General features: G+C 71.5%; 17 protein-coding genes. 7 read left to right on the top strand and 10 right to left on the bottom strand.

Annotated elements, in window-relative coordinates; genetic code table 11:
• Positions 1-30: 30 nt before the first annotated feature.
• Positions 31-2,160: a putative bifunctional diguanylate cyclase/phosphodiesterase gene (locus LL648_RS25580; protein ID WP_232665264.1), complete on the bottom strand. Its 2,130-nt coding sequence runs from the start codon at positions 2,158-2,160 to the stop codon at positions 31-33.
• 102 nt (positions 2,161-2,262) lie between these two features.
• On the opposite strand from LL648_RS25580, the gene LL648_RS25575 reads away from it, so the two are divergent.
• A complete protein-coding gene (locus LL648_RS25575; protein ID WP_232665263.1) occupies positions 2,263-3,066 on the top strand; it encodes an SAM-dependent methyltransferase in 804 nt (267 codons plus the stop codon).
• Positions 3,067-3,180: 114 nt separating this feature from the next.
• On the opposite strand, the gene LL648_RS25570 is transcribed toward LL648_RS25575, so the two are convergent.
• Complete coding sequence (locus tag LL648_RS25570; protein WP_232665262.1) at positions 3,181-3,885, bottom strand: SDR family oxidoreductase; 705 nt, start codon at positions 3,883-3,885, stop codon at positions 3,181-3,183.
• Between the two features lie 84 nt (positions 3,886-3,969).
• On the opposite strand from LL648_RS25570, the gene LL648_RS25565 reads away from it, so the two are divergent.
• Positions 3,970-4,416 carry a winged helix-turn-helix transcriptional regulator gene (locus tag LL648_RS25565; RefSeq protein WP_232665261.1) on the top strand — a complete coding sequence of 149 codons (447 nt, stop codon included), beginning with the start codon at positions 3,970-3,972 and terminating at the stop codon, positions 4,414-4,416.
• Positions 4,417-4,452: 36 nt separating this feature from the next.
• Here LL648_RS25565 and LL648_RS25560 read toward each other — a convergent pair whose 3' ends face one another.
• The 7 genes from LL648_RS25560 to LL648_RS25530 all read right to left on the bottom strand — a co-directional run bounded on the left by LL648_RS25560 (position 4,453) and on the right by LL648_RS25530 (position 11,757).
• Positions 4,453-5,283 carry an NAD-dependent epimerase/dehydratase family protein gene (locus LL648_RS25560; protein ID WP_232665260.1) on the bottom strand — a complete coding sequence of 277 codons (831 nt, stop codon included), beginning with the start codon at positions 5,281-5,283 and terminating at the stop codon, positions 4,453-4,455.
• Positions 5,274-6,242 carry a D-2-hydroxyacid dehydrogenase gene (locus tag LL648_RS25555; protein WP_232665259.1) on the bottom strand — a complete coding sequence of 323 codons (969 nt, stop codon included), beginning with the start codon at positions 6,240-6,242 and terminating at the stop codon, positions 5,274-5,276. The genes LL648_RS25560 and LL648_RS25555 overlap by 10 nt, the downstream gene beginning before the upstream one ends.
• 61 nt (positions 6,243-6,303) lie before the next feature.
• Positions 6,304-7,290 carry a hydroxyacid dehydrogenase gene (locus LL648_RS25550; RefSeq protein ID WP_232665258.1) on the bottom strand — a complete coding sequence of 329 codons (987 nt, stop codon included), beginning with the start codon at positions 7,288-7,290 and terminating at the stop codon, positions 6,304-6,306.
• Complete coding sequence (locus tag LL648_RS25545) at positions 7,291-8,442, bottom strand: hypothetical protein (protein ID WP_232665257.1); 1,152 nt, start codon at positions 8,440-8,442, stop codon at positions 7,291-7,293.
• Positions 8,439-9,266: a carbohydrate ABC transporter permease gene (locus tag LL648_RS25540; RefSeq protein WP_232665256.1), complete on the bottom strand. Its 828-nt coding sequence runs from the start codon at positions 9,264-9,266 to the stop codon at positions 8,439-8,441. The genes LL648_RS25545 and LL648_RS25540 overlap by 4 nt, the downstream gene beginning before the upstream one ends.
• 8 nt (positions 9,267-9,274) lie before the next feature.
• On the bottom strand, positions 9,275-10,315 hold the full coding sequence (locus tag LL648_RS25535; RefSeq protein ID WP_232665255.1) for a carbohydrate ABC transporter permease: 1,041 nt from the start codon (positions 10,313-10,315) through the stop codon (positions 9,275-9,277).
• Positions 10,315-11,757: an ABC transporter substrate-binding protein gene (locus LL648_RS25530; protein ID WP_232665254.1), complete on the bottom strand. Its 1,443-nt coding sequence runs from the start codon at positions 11,755-11,757 to the stop codon at positions 10,315-10,317. Before LL648_RS25530 ends, LL648_RS25535 begins: the two co-directional genes overlap by 1 nt.
• Before the next feature lie 215 nt (positions 11,758-11,972).
• Here LL648_RS25530 and LL648_RS25525 point away from each other — a divergent pair, with 215 nt between their 5' ends.
• The 4 genes from LL648_RS25525 to LL648_RS25510 are packed head-to-tail and all read left to right on the top strand — an operon-like array spanning position 11,973 to position 15,749.
• Positions 11,973-12,791 carry a sugar phosphate isomerase/epimerase family protein gene (locus tag LL648_RS25525; protein ID WP_232665253.1) on the top strand — a complete coding sequence of 273 codons (819 nt, stop codon included), beginning with the start codon at positions 11,973-11,975 and terminating at the stop codon, positions 12,789-12,791.
• Complete coding sequence (locus tag LL648_RS25520) at positions 12,788-13,852, top strand: LacI family DNA-binding transcriptional regulator (protein WP_232665252.1); 1,065 nt, start codon at positions 12,788-12,790, stop codon at positions 13,850-13,852. The genes LL648_RS25525 and LL648_RS25520 overlap by 4 nt, the downstream gene beginning before the upstream one ends.
• An 11-nt stretch (positions 13,853-13,863) precedes the next feature.
• Positions 13,864-14,916: a Gfo/Idh/MocA family protein gene (locus tag LL648_RS25515; RefSeq protein ID WP_232665251.1), complete on the top strand. Its 1,053-nt coding sequence runs from the start codon at positions 13,864-13,866 to the stop codon at positions 14,914-14,916.
• Positions 14,913-15,749, top strand: coding sequence for a sugar phosphate isomerase/epimerase family protein (locus LL648_RS25510; RefSeq protein ID WP_232665250.1), 837 nt, complete (start codon positions 14,913-14,915; stop codon positions 15,747-15,749). Before LL648_RS25515 ends, LL648_RS25510 begins: the two co-directional genes overlap by 4 nt.
• 187 nt (positions 15,750-15,936) lie before the next feature.
• Here the strand turns inward: LL648_RS25510 and LL648_RS25505 are convergent, their stop codons facing one another.
• Positions 15,937-16,671 carry a GntR family transcriptional regulator gene (locus LL648_RS25505; protein ID WP_232665249.1) on the bottom strand — a complete coding sequence of 245 codons (735 nt, stop codon included), beginning with the start codon at positions 16,669-16,671 and terminating at the stop codon, positions 15,937-15,939.
• A gap of 85 nt (positions 16,672-16,756) precedes the next feature.
• Here LL648_RS25505 and mtnA point away from each other — a divergent pair, with 85 nt between their 5' ends.
• On the top strand, positions 16,757-17,782 hold the full coding sequence (gene mtnA, locus LL648_RS25500) for an S-methyl-5-thioribose-1-phosphate isomerase (RefSeq protein ID WP_232665248.1): 1,026 nt from the start codon (positions 16,757-16,759) through the stop codon (positions 17,780-17,782).
• The last annotated feature ends 9 nt before the right edge of the window (positions 17,783-17,791 follow it).

The raw sequence follows: 17,791 nt of genomic DNA, 5'->3' as shown, positions 1-17,791 counted from the left end.
CCCGTGCAGGTTGGCAAAACGGTGGGCAAGTCAGGTGTGCGGCAGCGGGTCGTCGAGGAGCTGCTCGACATCGCGCCAGGGCAGTGAGCGGGCGTAGAGCCAGCCCTGGGCGGTGTCGCAGCCGCCGGCGCGGAGCCGCTCGGCCTGCGCTGAGGTCTCGACACCCTCCGCCGTGACGTCGAGGCCGAGCGCGTGCGCCAGGACGATCATGCCGGCGACGATGGGCCCGGCGCCGGTCGTCGGGCTGTGCAGGCCCTCGACGAGCCCGCCGGCGAGCTTCACCGTGTGCAGCGGCAGCCGAGGCAGGTAGCCGAGGTTCGAGTAGCCCGTGCCGAAGTCGTCGACGGCGATCCGCACGCCCATCTCGGCCAGGGCCGTGATCGCCTCCACCGGCCGCCCCTCCGGTCCGAGCAGCGCGCTCTCGGTCAGCTCCAGCTGCAGCAGGTGCGGCGGCAGGCCGCTGCGCTTCAGGATCCGGGCGACGTCGTCGACCAGCTCGGGCTCCTGCGCCTGCCGGACGGCGAGGTTGACGCTCGTGAACAGCTCGGCCCGGGGATGGGCGTCGTTCCACGCCGCCGCGCGCTCGCAGGCCTCCACCAGCACGTGCCGCCCGAGCTGGACGATCGCGCCGGACTCCTCGGCGAGGCCGATGAACGAGTCGGGCCCCAACCGGCCGAGCGTCGGGTGCGCCCAGCGGACCAGCGCCTCCACCCCCGCCGCCCGCCCGTCGTCGAGCCGGACGATCGGCTGGTACTCCACCCGGAACTCGTCGTGCTCCAGCCCGTGCAGCATCGTCGCGGAGAGCGTGTAGCGGGTCATCTCGCGGGCGTTGCGCTCCGGGTCGAACCGCGCCCACCGGTTGCGGCCTTCCGCCTTCGCCCAGTAGAGCGTGACGTCGGCAGACTTCAGCACCTCCGCGGGTGTTGTCTCGTCCACCGCGCATTCGACGACGCCGATGCTCGCCGACGCCGTCAGCCGGTGCTCCCCGACGACGACGGGTGGTGCGAGGGCCTCCAGCACGGTCTGGGCGAGCAGCTCCAGCTCATGCGGCGGCGGGTCCTCGACCAGCACGACGAACTCGTCGCCGCCCATCCGCGCGACGAGGTGCCCGCGGGCCGAGACGCACGCGTCGAGCCGGGCCGCGACGGCCACCAGCAGCTGGTCGCCGATGTCGTGGCCGAGCCGGTCGTTGACGGCCTTGAACCGGTCGAGGTCGAGGTAGCAGACGCCGACGCGGGCGCCGGGACGGGCGAACACGGTGTTCAGCCGGTCCTGGAACAGCGTGCGGTTGGGCAGCTGCGTCAGCGGGTCGTGCAGCGCCTGCCTGCGCAGGCGTTCCTGCAGCTTGCGGCGGGTGGTGATGTCCTCGGCCATCGCCACCGTGTACAGCGGCACGCCGGTGGGGTCGCGGATCAGCGATGCGGTCAGGTCGGTCCAGACGAGGTGCCCGTCGCGGTGCCGGTAGCGCTTCTCCACCCGCGCGCTGTCCCGGTCGCCCTCGATGATCTGCTGGTACAGCTCCCACATGCCATCGGCGTCGTCGGGGTAGACAAAGTCGGAGACGCGCAGCTTGCAGAACTCCTCGACGGTGTAGCCGAGCATCGCTGCGAACGCGACGTTAGCGTCGACGATCCGGCCGGTCATGTCGGCGATCCCGATGCCGATCGCGGCGTTGGCGAAGATCGCGCGGAAGCGGGCCTCGCTGGAGCGCAGGTCGAGCTCGATCTGGCGGCGGGCCAGCACCTCCGCCCGGCGGATCGTCTCCTGCTCGTCGAGGATCCGGGCGCGCAACCGCGTGACGTACCCGTCGGCGACGGCGGCCGCGACCACCGGTGCGGCATCGAGCGGACGCGCGGCACCCGCCGACATCGCGAGCCCGCCGAGATGACGGCCCAACGCTCCGACCGTCGCCGGGAGCACCTCGGGGACGACGAGGTCGGCGTCGACCAGCGACGCCCCGACCTGCCGCGCCGCATCGGCGTCGACCGGCTCGGCAGCACATGCCGCGGCGAGCACCCGGGCGGCGGCGGTGAGGAACGAGCGCAGCTGGGCACCCGACATCGGCAGGTAGGCGGGCCGCGACAGGTCGGCCGTCCACGCGGCCACGAGCGCCGAGACGTCGCCGCCGGCCTCCCACGGCCGAACCTCGGAGACGCCCATGAGCTGCACTTTACGGTCGGTTACGCGCAGTATTCCCGTGGCGTCCTCGTGGCCGTAGGCTGCGCGCGGTCATCGACCCATTTCGACGACGAACGGGGAGCCATGGAGCGGCCGAGCTGGGCACCTGACGGCATCGATCTCGACCGGCCGAGCTCGGCCAGGGTGTACGACTACTTCCTCGGCGGGGCGCACAACTTCGCCATCGACCGCCAGCTCGCCGAGGCCATCTCGAGCATGACGCCCAACGTCGGCGACACCATGCGTGCGAACCGGTCGTTCCTCCGACGGGCCGTGCAGTTCCTGGTCAGCGAGGGTGTCACCCAGTTCCTCGACGTGGGATCCGGCATCCCGACCGTCGGCAACGTGCACGAGGTGGCGCAGGAGGCCGACCCCAGCTCCCGGGTGGTTTACGTCGACGTCGACCCCATCGCCGTCTCCCACAGCAAAGCGATACTCGACGGCGACGCCCGCACCGCCGTCGTGCACGCCGACGCCCGCGACGTCGACGAGATCCTCGCCGACACCGCCGTGCGCGACCTGCTCGACTTCGAAAGCCCGATCGCGGTGCTCCTGCTCGGCGTGCTGCACTTCGTGCCCGACTCGGACGACCCGGCCGGCATCGTGGCCAAACTGCGCGACGGCGTGCCCGCGGGCAGCTACATCGCGCTGGTCAACGTGACGCACGAGGACCAGCCGCCGGAGGTGATCGAGGCGCAGAAGCTCTCCGGCCGCACCGGCACCCCCATCCACCTGCGCTCGCGCGAGGAGCTGCTGGCCCAGTTCGCCGGCACCGAGCTCGTCGAGCCCGGGCTCGTGCACATCCCGCTGTGGCGGCCCGACTCGCCGCTCGACGTCGACGACCGCCCCGAACGCTTCGGTGCGCTGGCGGGGATCGGACGGGTTTAGGCCCAACACGCCGACCCGCACCTGCCGCCGTGAGGGCAGGAAAGCCACTTTCCTGCCCTCACGGGGCCTGAACGTGGGCTTTCCTGCCCCTCTCCGGGCGGCACCCGGTCGGCGTTACGCCACCAGCTGCGGGTAGAGCGCGGCCAGCTCGGCCGACAGGCCGCTGCGCACCCGGCGGCTCACCTCGTCGGCGACGACCTCCGGGGCGCCGGCGGCCACGCCGTCGAGCGCGAGCGCGGCGATGTCGGCCGGGTCGCTCTTGGGGTCGGTGATGTGCCGGGCCATATCGGTGTCCATGTACCCGACGTGCAGCGCGGTCGTCGTGATGCCCAGCGGCATCAGCTCGACGCGCAGCGCGTTGGTCAGCGCCCACGCCGCCGCCTTCGCCGCGTTGTACGCGCCGGAGTTCGGCGGGTGCACCCACGAGAGCACCGAGAGCACGTTGAGCACGGCGCCACCGCCGTTGTCGGCGATGATCGGTGCGAACTTCCTGGTCATCTCGAGCGTGCCGAAGAAGTGCGTCTCCATCTCCAGTCGGATGTCGGCGGGGTCGCCGCCGAGCAGGGCCGCGCCGGTCCCGCTGCCGGCGTTGTTGATCAGGAGCGTGGCGTCTCCCGCGAGCTCCGCGGCGGCCGCGACCGATGCGGGGTCGGTGATGTCGAGCTTCAACGGCACGACGCCGGGCAGGTCGACGCTCTCGGGGTTGCGGGCCGCCGCATAGACCTTCGCCGCTCCGCGTTCGAGCAGCGCCGCGGCGAACCGCCGGCCGAGGCCGCGGTTGGCGCCGGTCACGACGGCGACTGAGTCCTTGATGTCCATGAGAACCGCTCCCTCAGGCTGAGTTGGTAAACCCAACCTAGCGCTCCTGAGTTGGGAAAAACAACTCAGAGCTAGGATGGTCACATGCAGAAGCCGCAGACCTGTTCGATCGCGCGGGCGCTCGACGTGCTCGGCGAGCGGTGGACGTTCGTGATACTGCGCGAGGCGCTCTCCGGGACGTCCCGGTTCGCCGACTTCCGCGCCGCGCTCGGCGTGGCGCCCGACGTGCTCAGCGACCGCCTCGCCACCCTCGTCGCGGCCGGCGTGCTGGAGAAGCGCCCGTACCAGGAGCCCGGATCGCGGGCGCGCCACAGCTACCACCCGACCGAGGCGGGCAACGAGCTGCGGGTCGTGCTGGGCGCGCTCCAGCAGTGGGGCGACGCGCACTGCCCGTGGGAGGGCGGCCCCACCGTCGTGCGTCGCAGCGTCGAGGGCGACCGCCCGCTGCACGTGGCGTTCGTCGACGACACCGGCGCCGAGGTCCCCCTCGACGCCGTCGCGTTCGTCCGGACCGCCGCCTACCCCACGTGAACCCGTCGACAACGACGTTCTGGCTGTTTGTGAGCGCTAACAACAGCCATTTCGTCGTTGTCGACGGTCGGCCCCGAGCGGGCGCGTGAGGAACTCGCCCCCGACCCGCGTCGGCTCCGGCCCTTCGCGCACCAGCGCGGCGTAAGCCTCTGAGTCGTCGCGCGGGTGGTAGCCGAGCGCCCTGCCCTCGTCCAGCGAGAACACCCCGCGGGTGTTCGCCGAGACGCCCCACACGATCCGGAACCCCGGACGGGACGCGGCCAGGCACGCCTCCACCAGCCGCGCGGCGTCGGCGCTGGACTGCCAGGTGATCAGGCCGCGCACGTCGTCCGGCACCGGCTTGACCGAACCGAACCGCACGCAGACGACGTCCATGCCGAACCGCTCGTGGTAGAGCCGCCCGAGCGCCTCCACCGCGGCCTTGCTCACCCCGTAGAAGCTGTCGGGGCAGGGCGGCGCGGCCGCCGGGATGCACGAACCGATCGTCATGCTCCCCACGACGTGGTGGCTCGACGCCAGCACCACCCGCCGCACCCCCGCTGCGTGCGCGGCGTCCAGGACCACCCTGGTGCCGGTGATGTTGAGCTCGACGACCCGCTCCCACGGACCCTCAGTGCTCTGCCCGCCCAGGTGCAGGACGGCGTCGACGCCGGCGCAGGCCGCGGCCATCGCCGCCTCGTCGGTGATGGAGGCGGTCACGAGCTCGACGCCGACACCCGGCTCCTGCTCGGCGACGTCCAGCAGCCGCAGCACCCGGCCCGGCCGGGCCAGCAGCGGCCGCAGCTGCCGCCCGACCAGCCCGGCCGATCCGGTGACGAGCAGCCGCCCCCTGGCCGATGTTCCTGCCCAAGTTCCGCTCAGTGCCACTCCACCTTGTCGACGACGTTGATCAGCTCCTGACCTTCGGCGAACCGCCTCGCGTTCTCCACCAGCACCTCGAAGCGCCGCTCGTCCGCGTGCGGCCCCGCGCCGGCGACGTGCGGCGTGAGCAGAACGTCCGCCCGCTTCCACAGCGGGTGCTCCGCCGGCAGCGGCTCGGTCTCGTAGACGTCGAGCGCCGCGCCGGCGAGGTGCCCCGCGTCGAGCGCCGCGATGAGGGCGTCGAGCTGGACGGTCGGGCCGCGCCCGATGTTGATGAAGTACCCGCTGGGTCGCATGCGCGTGAACCGCTCCGCGTCGAACATGCGCTCGGTGACCGGCGTGTGCGGCACCGTGACGATCACGATGTCGACCTCGGACATCGCGTCGTCGAGGGCTTCCGGTCTGCGCAGCTCGGCGAACCCGGCCGGCGGCACGGTGTGGCGCGCGTCCACCCCGATGACGTGCGTGCCGAACGCCGCGAGCAGCCTGCCCACCTCGGACCCGATCGCGCCCACCCCGTATACCAGCGCCGACGCCTCCGCGAGCGGCAGCACCGCGCCCGGGTCCCAGTCGGGCGCCCAGTTGCTCGCCGCCTGCTCCCGCACGTACCGCGGCAGCCCGCGCGCCAGCGCCAGCACCAGCGCCAGCGTGTGGTGCGCGACGTGGTCGGTGTACGTGTCACGCATGTTGGTGACCTGCACGGGGTGGTCGATCAGCGCCTGGTGGTAGTACCCCGCCGGCGGCGCGGCCATCGGCGCCTGCAACCAGCGCAGCTGCTCCGCCTGCGCGAGCAGCTCGGCCGGCAGCGTCCCGTGCGCGGCGTCCGCCTTGCGCAGCGCCTCGACGGCCTCGTCGGGCGTCTCGGGGCTCAGCACCCGCAGACCGGGCACCGCGGCCTCCAGCCGCTGCGGCCAGTCGGCGATCTCCTCGCGCTGCGGCGGCAACATCACCAGCGTGTAGCTCATGTCAGCTCCTCGCCGGCGCTCGTCGCTGACATGGCATCGATGATTCGCTCGCAAGCGTCGCTCATGCGGTCCTCTCCAGAGCAGTACGGGTCACCTCGTGCAGCAACGGCTCGCCTGCGCAGAAGCGCTCCAGCTCCTCGACCATGAGCCGGCCGAGACGGCGGCGCTCGGAGCCGAGGCTGCCGGCGATGTGCGGGGTCACGACGACATTGGGCAGCGTGAACAGTGGCGAGCCGGCCACCGGCGGCTCCGGGTGGGTCACGTCGAGCACCGCGAACAGGTCCTCGCGCGCCCGCAGCGTCGCCACCAGCGCATCCTCGTCGACCAGCGCCCCCCGCGCGGTGTTGATCAACGTGGCGCCCGGCTTCATCGAGCCCAGCAGCCGCGCGTCGACCGTGCCGCGCGTCGACGCCAGCAGCGGCGCGTGCAGGCTGACCACGTCGGACGTCGCGAACAGCTCGTCGAGCTCGACGAGCGTCACGCCCAGCTCCTTCGCCACCGCCGGGTCCGCGTACGGGTCGCTGGCCAGCACCGTCACGTCGTGGTGGGCGAGCAGCTGCGCCGTCAGCCGGCCCGTGGACGACAGCCCCCACAGCCCGACCACGGCCCCGTACGCGCCGCGTTCGCGCCGCGACAGCGCCGAGCGCCCCGCCCCGCGGGAAGCGAGCACGTAATGCCACCCGTCCTTCAGCGAGAACAGGATCTGGCTGAGCGCGAACTCCGCGACGGGCACGGCGTTGGCCGCGGCCGCCGACGTGATCCGGACGCCGCGGTCGTACGCCTCGTCGGTCATCACGCCGCGCACCGAGCCGGCGCCGTAGAGCACCAGCGCGAGCCTCGGTGCGATCGCGAGCAGCTCGGGGGTGAGCTGTGGCGCACCCCAGGAGCAGACGAGCACGTCGACGTCGGCGAGGTGCTCGCCCGTCAGCCGGTCGGCCGGGACCACCGGGTGCGCGATGCGCAGCTTCGCCTCGACGGCCGCGCGCTCGACCGGCCCGTAGACGTCGTCGAAGCGCTCCGGCTTCATCGAGTAGAGGCCGGTCAGCACCTACCGCACCTCCTTCACCGCGGCACGCAGCGCCCCGAGCCGGGCCGGTGAGGCCAGCCCAGCGTGGTAGTACCGGGCCTGGCCCGCACCGGCGGCGGCAACCGCGGCGATCATCTCGGCGGTGCCGTCGGGACGGTCGCCGACCACCGTCGCGTTCGCCACCAGCGGCACGGACGTGCGGGCCGCCGTCGCGGCGATCCGGTCGGCGGCGCCCGCGGTCTCCCAGCACTTGAGCACGTACGCGTCGACCTGCTCGTCGAACGTGGCCAGGTCGAGCCCCACGTCGGGGCCGGTGGCCTGCGGGTTGTCGGTGACCATGAGCAGCACCTCACGCTCACCGGCCAGGGCCCTCGCGTCGCGGACCATCCCGGAGATCACGCCGGTGCGGTGCGCGTAGAGGGCCTGCGCGCGCTCGTCGCCGATCGCCTCGGCCACCGTCGCGCCGGCCGGCACGCCGCGCTGCTGCTCGCCGTCGACGAGCGCGCGGACGTCCGCGGCGAGCCGCTCGGCGTCGACACCGCGGTCGACCAGCGCGGCAGAGCACGCCGTGCACAGGCAGATCGAGAGCAGGTCGCGCCCGCAGGCCGACAGGTCCGTGCCCGAGGTCTTCTCGTGGTGGCTGCCGTGCTCGAACCCGAGCCAGCCGCAGGCCTCCAGCATCAGCGTGGGCACGTCGTACTGCGCGCAGACCTCCGCGACCAGCGTCGACGCGTACTCGCGGACCGCTTCGCGCGCGGGGCACAGCGCGTAGGGGTAGCTCTCGCCGAACGCGTTGCGCACCGTGAGCTGCGGGTTCGCGGTGCCGAGCGCGGACGAGTGCGTCAGCACCATCCACGCTTCGACGCGCAGCCCCGCCTCCGCCAGCGCCGCAGCCGCCGTGCCGAACCGGTCGGGGTCGTCGACGCCCCACTCCGGTGCCGGCGGCACCAGCTGCCGGCCCGCCCACGCCTCCGGCCGCAGCCGGAAGTAGCCGGCGGCGTGCTGCGCGTGCACTACCCGATGCCGCGGGTGCCACGCCGTGGTGGCCCGCACGGAGTGGTAGGACGCCTGCAGGGTCACGGTGTCGACCCCCAGCTCCGCGATCCGGTCGGCCGCGGCGGGGTCGCCGAGGACGTCCCACGTGTAGGCGAAGGTCCCGTGCCGGAAAGTCATCCCTTGATCGCTCCTGCCAGGCCGTTCACGAAGTACTTCTGGAAGATCAGGAAGACGACCAGCATCGGCGCGAAGGAGATCGTCATCCCGGCGGCGAACCCGGTCCAGTCCACCGCGTGCTCGCCCTTGAAGGAGAGCATGCCGACCGCGAGGTTCTGCAGGTCGGGCTGCGCGAGCGTGAAGACCAGCGGGATGTTGAACTCGTTCCAGTTGCTCACGAACTGGAAGATCACCACCACCGCGATGATCGGCTTCGCCAGCGGGAGCACCAGCCGGAACGTCCGCAGGAACCCCGCGCCGTCCATCTTCGCGGCGTCGAACAGGTCGCTCGGCACCGACGAGAAGAACCCGGTGAACAGCAGGACGTAGAGCGCGCCGGCCGAACCGGACATCGCGAGGATCACCCCGGCCCTGGTGTTGAGCAGTCCGAGCTGCTCGACCAGCACGAACTGCGGGATGATGATCGACGCGACCGGCACGAACAGCGTCGCGACGATCATCCGGTGCAGCAGCACCCGGCCCGGGAACTCGTAGCGGGCCAGCACGTACCCGCAGAGCGCCGCCTTGACCAGCTCGATCAGCGTCGAGGAGACCGAGTAGATCACCGTGTTGAGCAGGTACCGATCGAAGCCCGCGTTCACCCAGGCCCGCTCGAAGTTGCTGAAGTCGAGCTGGTCGGGAATCAGGTTGGCGCCGCCGCTGAAGAGCCCCGCCTGCGTCTTGAACGCGGCCGAGACCGTCCAGAGGAACGGGTAGATCCAGATCACCCCGACGACGATCAGGATGGGCAGTGCGATGAGGTTGGCGCGTCCGCGCCTGGTCACCGTCGCCATCAGACGCCGTACTCGTCGCGCACGCGCTGGGCGCGCCGCACGAAGAACCCCTGGCCGGTGACCAGGATGAACGCCAGCACGGAGAACAGCAGCGCGGCCGCAGACGCGTACCCGTAGTCGAACGGCACGGTGGCGAAAGCCTCCTGGTAGATGTAGTACGACATCACGTATGTGCTGGTCCCGGGGCCGCCGCCGGTGAGCGTGACCACCAGCCCGAACACGTGCATCGCGTTGACCAGCGCGAGCAGCAGGATCACCACGGCCACCGGGCGGATCATCGGCAGCGTGATGCGTGTGAGCTTCTGCCACTCGGTGGCGCCGTCGAGGTCGGCCGCCTCGTAGATCTCGTCGGGCACGTTCTGCAACGCGGCCATCCAGTAGATCATGTACTGGCCGAAGATCTGCCAGACCGAGACCAGCACGATCGCGAGCATCGCCGACCAGCGGTTGGCGAAGATGTCGAACGAGCGCTCGACGATCCCGAGGTCGCGCAGGATCGAGTTGAGCGCGCCGTTGGACGGGTTGAGCAGGTACGTGAAGATCAGCCCGGCCATCGCGACCGGAATGATCAGCGGCGCGAAGAACATCGTGCGGAAGATCCGCTTGCCGCGCAGCCACGTGCGGGTGAGCACGATCGCCGCGATCAGCGAGAGCGGCAGCTTGATCACCGTGGTGGCCACGGCGAACAGCAACGTGTTGCCCACCGCCAGCCAGAACAGGTCGTCGGTGAGCACGCTGCCGTAGTTCTCGCCGCCGACGTAGTCGTCGATCGGTCCCATGCCCGACCAGTCGAAGAACGAGTAGTACACGGTCGCGATCAGCGGCCAGAGGGTGAAGCCCAGGTAGAGCAGCAAGAACGGGGCCAGGAAGAGCACGATCCACAGCCGGTCGAGCCCGCGAGCCCGCTCGCGGTTCTCCGAGGCGCCGACGCCGCTCGGTCCTGATCGGGCCCGGATCCGGGGTCGGGCACCCCGGCCGCGCCGCTGGGACGGCGCGACCGGGGGTGTCGTGGGGGCGACCTGATCGATCGGAGCGACCATCAGCCGGTGTACTTGTCGAGGCCGTAGTCGGTGCGGTAATCCCAGTCGGGGAAGGTGTAGCAGTCCTTCGAGACCTTCAGCCCGGACGCCTGTTCCGCGGCCAGCTTGTCCTCGAAGGCCTTCTGCCGGGTCGCGACGACCCCGGCCGCCAGCGGCTGCAGCGGGCTGTTGTCCGCCAATGCCTGCAGCATCGCCTCGTACTCAGCGTCGGGCCGCTGCGAGGCGGCCTCGGAGTAGGCCTTGGACTTCGCGATGTCGGGGCACTTGAGGATGGGCAGCGGGATGTTCGCCCGGAAGCCCGGCGTCTCCGCGATCTCCATGATCTTCTTCAGCGCCGGGTCGGTGACGAGCTTCTTGCTGTCGGCGAAGGCCAGCGTGCCGAACCCGTTCTTGTAGTACTCCTGCACGAAGAACCCGTCAGGCCTGGTCATCCACTCCATGAACTTCCACGCGGCGTCCGGTGCGGCGCTCTGCGAGCTCACCCAGTACACGTTCTGGGACGGCTCGCGCACGAGCGCCCCGGTCGGGCCGGCATCCGGGTTCGGGTGCGCCGCGACGCTGTACTTGTCCGACGTGAACCCCTGGGTGGCCCACACGCTGGGCATCCAGGTGCCGTCCATGTAGATGGCCGCGCCGTTCGCGGCGAACTGCTGCCGTGCGAAGTTCTGGTCGATCGAACCCGGCGTGAGGTAGCCCGACTTCTCGAGCTTCTGGACGAACGCGAACGTCTCCAGCATCTTCGGGTCGTCGAGGGAGAACCTGCCGTTCTTGTAGTCGAAGAACAGGTTCGACATCGTGCCGCCGGTCAGCGCGTGCCACAGCCGCTGGAACTGGTTGCCCTTCTTCGGCGCCGCGATGCACTCGGCCTCGGTGGCCGCGACGATCTTGGCGCACGTCGCTTCCAGCTCCGACCAGGTCTTCGGCGGGTTGGCGGGGTCGAGCCCGGCCTGCTGGAAGACCTGGTTGTTCATGAACATGTAGCCGGGGCCCCAGAACAGGTTCTCCGTGAACGGGAAGCTGTAGGCCTTGCCCTCGGCGGTGTTGATGCCCTCGATGAACGAGCCGGCCGGCCAGCGCGACACCACGTCCTGCGGCAGCGGCTCGCCGCCGTTCAGCGGCGCGATCCAGCCCTGCTCGAGCAGCAGCGACTGGCGCGCCATGTTGCTCTCGCTCCAGTAGAAGATGTCCGGCGCCTGGCGGCTCTGGAACGCCAGCGGGAGCGTCTTCTTGTACTCGTCCTGCGTGATCGCCCGCCACTCGATGGTGACGTTCGGGTTCTCCTGGTTGTACTTCTCGGCGACCTTCTTGTGGAAGTCGACCTGCTCCATCGAGAAGTCCCAGATCCGCAGCGTGACCTTCCCGTCACCGCCACCGCCCCCGGAACCGGAGCCGCAGGCCGTTGCCAGCAAGGCAGTGAGAAGGAGCATCACGACCGCCGTCACGGCACGACGATGTGCGTACATGGAGCCTCCTGGTGGGGGCCGAGCTCGGGAACGAAAGCGCTTACGTGGAACGTGACCGTAACGCCAAGGCCTGTCCCCCACAAGGGGCTCTTGAAAGCGATTTCACAACCGTGCGTACCGCTGGTGGTCGTGTAACACTGCCTCCAGCAAACGCTTTCTTGTCTGATGTCTCGGCTGTACCACCCCCGACAGAGGTGACCGTGCGCGTACTGGCCTTCACGAAGCCCTTCGGCCCGATGACCGTCGAGCGGCTCGCCGACGCCGTCGTCGAGGTGGGCGCCGACGGCGCCGACCTGGTCGTCCGCGACGGGCACACCGTCACGCCGGCGCAGCCGGAACGGATCGGCGAGGTCGCCGCCGCGCTGCGCTCGAACGGCGCGGATCTCGACATCGTCACGACCGACCTGGTCGAGCCGGGCGCCGACGCCGAGCGCGTGCTCGGCGCCTGCGCCGACGCCGGAGTTGGCCTCGTGCGGCTCGGGTTCTTCCGATACGACGCCGCGCTCGGCTACCAGCGCTGCCTCGACACCGCGCGGCGCGACCTCGCGGCGCTCGTCGACACAGCGGCCCGCCACGGCGTGCGCCCGGTGCTGCAGCTGCACCACGGCACCGTGCACCCGTCCGCGGCGCTGGCGCTGCGGCTGCTGGCGGACCTCGACGGAGCCGACGGGACCGACGGCCCGGGGGTCTACGCCGATCCGGGCAACCAGTCCAAGGAGGGCAGCGAGAGCTGGCCGCTGCACCTCGACCTGCTCGGCGAGCGGATCGTCTGCATCGGGGTGAAGAACTCGGCGTGGCGCGAGGGCCCGGCCGGATGGACGTGCGACTGGCAGCCGTTCACCGACGGCGGTGTCGTGCCGTGGCCGGATGTGCTCGCCACGCTGCGGGAACGCGGGTACGCCGGCGCGCTCTCGCTTCACGTGCACTACACCAACCCCGACCCGGTCGAGGCGGTGACGCGCGACCTCGCGCACCTGCGGTCCCTGCTCGCCCCGCAGCACGTGCCGGCATGACGCAGGACCTGCCGGAGGTGACGGTGCGCCCACCGCGGGCGCAGCGGCCGGTGCGCGTCACGATCACCGACGTCGGCGCGGCGGCCGGGGTCTCCCCCGCGACCGTCTCCCGGGTGCTCAACGGCACCGCCAAGGTCGACCCGGCGCTTGCCGACCGCGTCAACTCGGCCGTCCGCGAGCTCGGCTACCGACCCAACGCCGCAGCCCAGGGGCTCGCCCGCGGTGAATGGGGCACGATCGGCGTGCTGGTGCCCGACCTGTCCAACCCGTACTTCCCCGACGTGCTGAAAGGCGTCTCCGCGGTCGCGCGGACACACGGGCGACGCATGATGGTCATGGAGTCCGACGAGGACCCGAGCGCCGAGCGCGAGCTCGTCGAGGACCTGATGCGCAGCTGCGACGGCGTCCTGCTCTGCTCGCCACGCATGGACCGCACCGAGATCGCCGAGCTGACCTCCCGCGACCACCCGGTCGTGCTGGTCAACCGGGTCGTGCCCGGCCTCACCATCCCGTCGATCTCGGTCGACTTCGTCGGCGCGATGACGATGGTCTGCGGGCACCTCGCACAGCTCGGGCACCGGAAGGTCGCCTACCTGAGCGGGCCGGCGGCGTCGTGGGCGAACTCCGAGCGCGTCCGCGCCTTCGACACGGCGAAGGCGTTCGGGCTGGAGATCACCGTGGTGCCGTGCGGCTCGACCAGCGAGCACGGCTATGAGGCGATCGGCGATGTCCTCCGGTCCGAGGTCACCGCCGTCTGCGGCTACAACGACCTGATCACGCTCGGCGCGCTGGCCCGGATGCGCGAGCTGGGCGTGCGGGTGCCGCGGGACATGACGATGATCGGGTTCGACGACATCTCGCTCGACCGCGTCACGCACACCAACCTCACGACGGTCGCCGTGCCGCGCGAGGAGCTGGGCCGGCTGGGCGGGGAGATGCTGGAGCGACTCATGACGGTCGGACAGGACAGCGAACCCCGCTACGCCCGGATGGAGCTACGGGTGCGCGACACCAGCGCGGCTCCGCGCACCACCCCACGCCTGAACCTGCCCGAGCAGTAGGAGGGACAGCTATGCGGTTCGCAGTACTGGGCTGCGGCGTCATCGGCGCCGTGCACGCCAGGACGATCAAGGCGTTGGCGCCACGCGCCGAGCTGGTCGTCGCCGTCGACGCGGTCGAGGAGCGGGCGCGCGCCATCGCCGACGAGCACGGCGTGGATGCGTCCACCTCGTTGGACGAGGTGCTGGCGCGGGACGACGTCGACGCCGTGACCATCTGCACGCCCAGCGGGATGCACTCCGACGCCGCCGTCGCCGTGCTCGACGCCGGCAAGCACGTGATCATCGAGAAGCCGCTCGACGTCGACCTCGACGCCGCCCGGCGCGTGCTGGATGCCGAGCGGCGGAGCGACCGGACGGCGATGGTGATCAGCCAGCACCGGCACGACCTGGCCAGCCGGGTCGTGCACGAGGCCCTCACCGCGGGCAGCTTCGGCACCGTCACGTCCGGGATGGCGTTGATGCCGTGGTGGCGCAGCCAGGCCTACTACGACTCGGGCGACTGGCGCGGGACCGTCGAGATGGACGGCGGCGGCGCGCTCATGAACCAGGGCATCCACACGCTCGACCTGCTGGTCTGGTTCCTGGGCGAGCCGGTCGAGGTGTTCGCCTACACCGGGCTGCTGGCGCACGAGCGGATCGCCGTGGAGGACACCGCGGTGGCGACGGTGCGGTTCGCGAGCGGCGCGCTCGGCATCGTGCACGGCACGACGGCCGCGTACCCCGGGCTCACGACACGGGTGCAGGTGCACGGCGACCGCGGCTCGGCCGTGATCGACCACAACCAGCTCGCGTACTTCCACGCCGCCGGCGACGGCGACGAGATCCGCGCGCACGGCGTCGCCGGCGGCGGCAACCAGGCCGAGGAGCGGATCGCGGCCGCGGCGCCCGTCGACCGGACGACGTCGCACTCCGAGCAGTTCGAGGACTTCCTGGACGCGGTGGAGCACGGCAGGCCACCGCTGGTCACCGTGGAGACGGCGGCACGCACGCTCGCCGTGATCCGCGCGATCTACACCTCGGCCGAAGCCGGCCGGCCCGTCACGATCAAGGAGCTGAGCGTATGAAGTTCGCCGTTTTCACCTGCAGCCTCCCGGAGTGGACGCCTGAGGAGGCGGCCACCACGCTCGCGGCGCAGGGCTGGGACGGGATCGAGTGGCGGGTCGTCGACCAGCAGGAAGGCGACGGCAGCATCGGGTTCTGGGTCGGGAACAAGTGCACGTGGCCGGCCTCGACGTTCGAGCAGGACGCGCCGCGGATCAAGGAGATCTCCGACGCAGCGGGGCTCGCGGTGCCCTCGATCGGGGCGTACGCGCGCTGCGACGACCTCCACGCCGTCGAGTCGCTGATGCGCGGCGCCGCCGCGGTCGGCGCGCCGCAGATGCGCGTGCAGGTCGGCAAGCCCGGCCCCGAGGGCTACCGCGCGACGTTCGAGCAGCGGCGCAAGGAGTACGCCGCCGTCGCCGACCTCTCCCGCACCTACGGGGTGAAAGCGCTGATCGAGCTGCACCACCAGACGCTCGTCTCCAGCGCGTCGGCCGCCGCCCGGTTCGTGGAGGGCCTCGACCCCGCGCACGTCGGCGTCATCCACGACATCGGCAACATGCTCATCGAGGGCTACGAGCACCTCCCGTGGAGCCTGGAGATCCTCGGCGAGCACCTCGCCCACGTGCACGTCAAGAACGCGATCCCGACCGCCACCGACGCCGGCAACCACACCGACTGGAAGTGGGGCTGGACACCCATGCGGCACGGGGTGGGCAACTACCAGCTCCTCTTCGACTCGCTGAAGGAGATCGGCTACGACGGCTGGGTGTCGGTGGAGGACTTCTCCACCGACGCGCCGCAAGCGGAGCGCGTTATCGACAACCTCGCGTACCTGAGGGAGCTCACGGGCTGACGACGGTCCCCGCCGCCTGGGCGACGTCAGGAAGGCCACTTTCCCGGCACACCCACCCCGCCCGCAGCCCGCCCTGGGAGGGCAGGAAAGCCACTTTCCTGCCCTGTGAGGGCCTGAAAGTGGCTTTCCTGCCCTCCCCCAGACGCGCTTCGCCGGCGGCCGCCGGGCTTCCGCCCGCCGGCCGTCGTCAGTTCGTCCGCAGCACCACGAACTGGAACCGGCCCTCGACGAAGTAGGTGCGGCAGTACGCCACCGCGCTCCCGCGGCGGCTGAAGTGCACCTGGTCGAGCAGGACGTAGAGGCCGGGGTCGGGCCGTTGCGGCCCCCAGCCGATCGTCTCGTCGCTGATGGCGTGCACCTCGGCGAGCGCACGGGCGGGCATGGTGCCGGCTTCGGCGAGGGTGGCGAAGAGGCTGCCGGTGCCGAGCTGGTCGACCAGCTCGGGTGGGAAGCCGGCGAGCGGGATCACGTCGTAGGAGAACGCGACGGCCTGTCCGTCGGCGAGGATCATGCGCTCCACCGCGAAGACGCCCGCACCCGCACCGATTCCGAGCTTGCCGGCCTCCACCACGGTCGCGGGCCGGCGGATCGCCGAGTGCCGTTCCATGCCGGGCTCGTGGCCCATCTCGCGGATGGTCTCGCTGATCGAGCGCAGCTCCTGCAACCCCGCGCGGATCCCGGCGCCGAAGTCGCTGACGAACGAGCCGGAGCCGTGGCGGACGTCCACCAGGCCCTGCGCCTCCAGCGTCCGCAACGCCGTCCGGACGGTCACGCGGGAGACCTGGTAGCGCCGCACCAGCTCGGCCTCGCTGGGTAGCCGGGCTCCGGGGGCGAACTCGCCGGACATGATCCGCGAGCGCAGCTCCTCGGCGAGCCGACGCGACAGCGATGTGCGCCCGCCCAGCGGGGTCGAGACCGTCACGCCGCGATCCTAACGGTTGACAGTCGTCCTACAACTTCCCTACGTTCGGCAAGTCGTAGGACGACTGACAATCCGGAGGCGCTTCATGACGGCGAGGTCAGTCACCTGGCTCGACGGGGCGGTGCCCGCGGTCCGGCTGCTGGACCAGACCCGGCTGCCCGCCGAGGAGGTCTACCTCGACGCCGCGACGGTCGACGCGCTCGTCGACGCCATCCGGACGCTCGCCGTGCGCGGCGCGCCCGCGCTGGGCGCCGTCGGCGCGCTGGGGGTGGCCGTCGCGCTGGCCCAGGGCGAACGCGAGGGCTGGGACGACGAGCGCACGCTGCGCGAGATCGATCGCCTGCGCACCGCCCGCCCCACGGCGGTCAACCTGGCCTGGGGCGTCGACCGCGTCCTCCCCCACCGCAGCGCCGGGCACGCCGCCGTGCTCGCCGAGGCCCGCGCGGTGCTCACCGAGGACGAGGCGGCCAACCGGAAGCTCTCGGCGAACGGCGCCGACTGGCTGCTCGCCCACACCACCCGTCGACCGTTGCGGCTGCTCACCCACTGCAACACCGGGTTCCTCGCGACGACGGCGTGGGGCACCGCGCTCGGCATCGTCCGCGAGCTGCACGTCCGCGGCCAGGTCGAGATGGTGCACGTCGACGAGACCCGGCCGCTCCTGCAGGGCTCCCGGCTCACCGCGTGGGAGCTGGATCGCGACGGGATCGACCACGTCGTGCAGGCCGACAGCGCCGCGGCGGGCACGATCCTGCGCGGGCTCGTCGACGCCGTCCTGATCGGCGCCGACCGGATCGCCGCGAACGGTGACACCGCGAACAAGGTCGGCTCGGTCGGGCTCGCGCTCGCCTGCGCCGACGCCGGCGTGCCCTTCATCGTCGCCGCGCCGTGGTCGACGGTCGACCTCGCCACCCCCGACGGCGGCGGCATCGAGATCGAGGAGCGGGCCGCCGAGGAGGTCCTCGCGCTCGCCGGCGTGCCCAGCGCCCCGGTCGGCAGCCGCGCGTTCAACCCCGCCTTCGACGTCACCCCGGCCCGCCTGATCGACGCGGTCGTCACCGAACGCGGTGTCGTCGAGCCCAAGTCCACCCCCGACATGCTGGCCAGCTGAGCTGAGAGG

It is taken from the genome of Pseudonocardia sp. TRM90224 (assembly GCF_021245725.1).
In the GTDB taxonomy this organism is placed as follows: domain Bacteria; phylum Actinomycetota; class Actinomycetes; order Mycobacteriales; family Pseudonocardiaceae; genus Pseudonocardia.
This window is presented reverse-complemented; position numbering and strand designations above follow the sequence as displayed.

What these genes read in the sequence shown, in the direction of transcription:
- LL648_RS25520 (WP_232665252.1), top strand. Translation starts at nt 12,788, where the DNA reads ATGACGCAGGACCTGCCGGAGGTGACGGTGCGCCCACCGCGGGCGCAG.
- LL648_RS25510 (WP_232665250.1), top strand. Translation starts at nt 14,913, where the DNA reads ATGAAGTTCGCCGTTTTCACCTGCAGCCTCCCGGAGTGGACGCCTGAG.
- LL648_RS25535 (WP_232665255.1), bottom strand. Translation starts at nt 10,315, where the DNA reads ATGGTCGCTCCGATCGATCAGGTCGCCCCCACGACACCCCCGGTCGCG.
- LL648_RS25545 (WP_232665257.1), bottom strand. Translation starts at nt 8,442, where the DNA reads ATGACTTTCCGGCACGGGACCTTCGCCTACACGTGGGACGTCCTCGGC.
- LL648_RS25565 (WP_232665261.1), top strand. Translation starts at nt 3,970, where the DNA reads ATGCAGAAGCCGCAGACCTGTTCGATCGCGCGGGCGCTCGACGTGCTC.
- LL648_RS25575 (WP_232665263.1), top strand. Translation starts at nt 2,263, where the DNA reads ATGGAGCGGCCGAGCTGGGCACCTGACGGCATCGATCTCGACCGGCCG.
- LL648_RS25570 (WP_232665262.1), bottom strand. Translation starts at nt 3,885, where the DNA reads ATGGACATCAAGGACTCAGTCGCCGTCGTGACCGGCGCCAACCGCGGC.
- LL648_RS25515 (WP_232665251.1), top strand. Translation starts at nt 13,864, where the DNA reads ATGCGGTTCGCAGTACTGGGCTGCGGCGTCATCGGCGCCGTGCACGCC.
- mtnA (WP_232665248.1), top strand. Translation starts at nt 16,757, where the DNA reads ATGACGGCGAGGTCAGTCACCTGGCTCGACGGGGCGGTGCCCGCGGTC.
- LL648_RS25580 (WP_232665264.1), bottom strand. Translation starts at nt 2,160, where the DNA reads ATGGGCGTCTCCGAGGTTCGGCCGTGGGAGGCCGGCGGCGACGTCTCG.
- LL648_RS25555 (WP_232665259.1), bottom strand. Translation starts at nt 6,242, where the DNA reads ATGAGCTACACGCTGGTGATGTTGCCGCCGCAGCGCGAGGAGATCGCC.